Raw genomic sequence first — 1,400 nt, 5'->3', positions numbered from 1 at the left:
GAGTAAGATCCCTCAGAGACGATGAGGTTGATAGGTTCGAGGTGGAAGCGTGGTGACACGTGGAGCTGACGAATACTAATCGATCGAGGACTTAACTAACTTCTTCAAGATGTCTTAGATTTACTCTTATTTAGTTTTCAAGGTATAAAAAAGACTTGCATTTTCTGTCGAAAATGAATATAATATATCTTGTCCTTGTAAAAAAGGAATGTCTGGTGGCGATGGCGGAGAGGTCACACCTGTTCCCATGCCGAACACAGAAGTTAAGCTTTCCAGCGCCGATGGTAGTTGGGGATTCCCCCTGCGAGAGTAGGACGTTGCCAGACTTTATAGATGGAGGATTAGCTCAGCTGGGAGAGCACCTGCCTTACAAGCAGGGGGTCACAGGTTCGAGCCCTGTATCCTCCACCATGCCGGCCTAGCTCAATTGGTAGAGCAACTGACTTGTAATCAGTAGGTTGGGGGTTCAAGTCCTCTGGCCGGCACCATTAAGAGCCATTAGCTCAGTCGGTAGAGCATCTGACTTTTAATCAGAGGGTCGAAGGTTCGAATCCTTCATGGCTCACCATTTATGCGGGTGTGGCGGAATTGGCAGACGCGCTAGACTTAGGATCTAGTATCTTCGGATGTGGGGGTTCGACTCCCTTCACCCGCACCATTTAAAATAAATTGCTGTTATGCGGAAGTAGTTCAGTGGTAGAACACCACCTTGCCAAGGTGGGGGTCGCGGGTTCGAATCCCGTCTTCCGCTCCAAACCCTTGCCGGGGTGGCGGAATTGGCAGACGCACAGGACTTAAAATCCTGCGGTAGGTAACTACCGTACCGGTTCGACTCCGGTCCTCGGCACCATAAGCGCCCGTAGCTCAATTGGATAGAGCGTTTGACTACGGATCAAGAGGTTAGGGGTTCGACTCCTCTCGGGCGCGCCATAATACGGGAAGTAGCTCAGCTTGGTAGAGCACATGGTTTGGGACCATGGGGTCGCAGGTTCGAATCCTGTCTTCCCGACCATTAGAAATGGGGGCCTTAGCTCAGCTGGGAGAGCGCCTGCTTTGCACGCAGGAGGTCAGCGGTTCGATCCCGCTAGGCTCCACCAAAAGTTAATCTTGACAACGAATAATGATTATGTTAAATTAACTAAGTCTTATTCTAAGTGAATTACTATTTGCTCTTTGAAAACTGAACAAAACAACCAGTATGTTAAGACATAAAGGAAACTCGTTTTTCTTTATAAAATACAGAAGGTAACACTTCTGGAAGCTAAGAATTCTCTTTGTGATTGATTGGTGTTAATCACAAAACAAACTTTTTTGGAGAGTTTGATCTTGGCTCAGGACGAACGCTGGCGGCGTGCCTAATACATGCAAGTCGAGCGCGGGAAGCTAACTGATCTCCTTCG

9 tRNA genes and 3 rRNA genes are annotated in these 1,400 nt (G+C 48.1%); all 12 read left to right on the top strand.

Annotated elements, in window-relative coordinates:
• A 23S ribosomal RNA gene (locus tag D8M06_RS19650) occupies nucleotides 1-99 on the top strand; the annotation flags it as partial.
• Nucleotides 100-211: 112 nt separating this feature from the next.
• Nucleotides 212-326 (top strand): 5S ribosomal RNA (gene rrf / locus D8M06_RS19645).
• Between the two features lie 9 nt (nucleotides 327-335).
• Nucleotides 336-411 (top strand) — tRNA-Val (locus D8M06_RS19640).
• Between the two features lies 1 nt (nucleotide 412).
• Nucleotides 413-488 (top strand) — tRNA-Thr (locus tag D8M06_RS19635).
• 4 nt (nucleotides 489-492) lie between these two features.
• Nucleotides 493-568 (top strand) — tRNA-Lys (locus D8M06_RS19630).
• A 5-nt stretch (nucleotides 569-573) separates the two neighbouring features.
• Nucleotides 574-658, top strand: a tRNA-Leu gene (locus D8M06_RS19625).
• A gap of 21 nt (nucleotides 659-679) precedes the next feature.
• A tRNA-Gly gene (locus D8M06_RS19620) sits at nucleotides 680-754 on the top strand.
• Nucleotides 755-761: 7 nt separating this feature from the next.
• Nucleotides 762-850, top strand: a tRNA-Leu gene (locus tag D8M06_RS19615).
• A 3-nt stretch (nucleotides 851-853) separates the two neighbouring features.
• Nucleotides 854-930 (top strand) — tRNA-Arg (locus D8M06_RS19610).
• A 5-nt stretch (nucleotides 931-935) separates the two neighbouring features.
• Nucleotides 936-1,012 (top strand) — tRNA-Pro (locus D8M06_RS19605).
• A 9-nt stretch (nucleotides 1,013-1,021) separates the two neighbouring features.
• Nucleotides 1,022-1,097 (top strand) — tRNA-Ala (locus tag D8M06_RS19600).
• A gap of 211 nt (nucleotides 1,098-1,308) precedes the next feature.
• Nucleotides 1,309-1,400, top strand: a 16S ribosomal RNA gene (locus D8M06_RS19595); the annotation flags it as partial.

The organism is Oceanobacillus halophilus (assembly GCF_003628505.1).
Taxonomy (GTDB): Bacteria; Bacillota; Bacilli; order Bacillales; family Amphibacillaceae; genus Oceanobacillus; species Oceanobacillus halophilus.
Note: the sequence above shows the minus strand (reverse complement) of the source record. Positions and strands in the feature narration are given on the sequence as shown.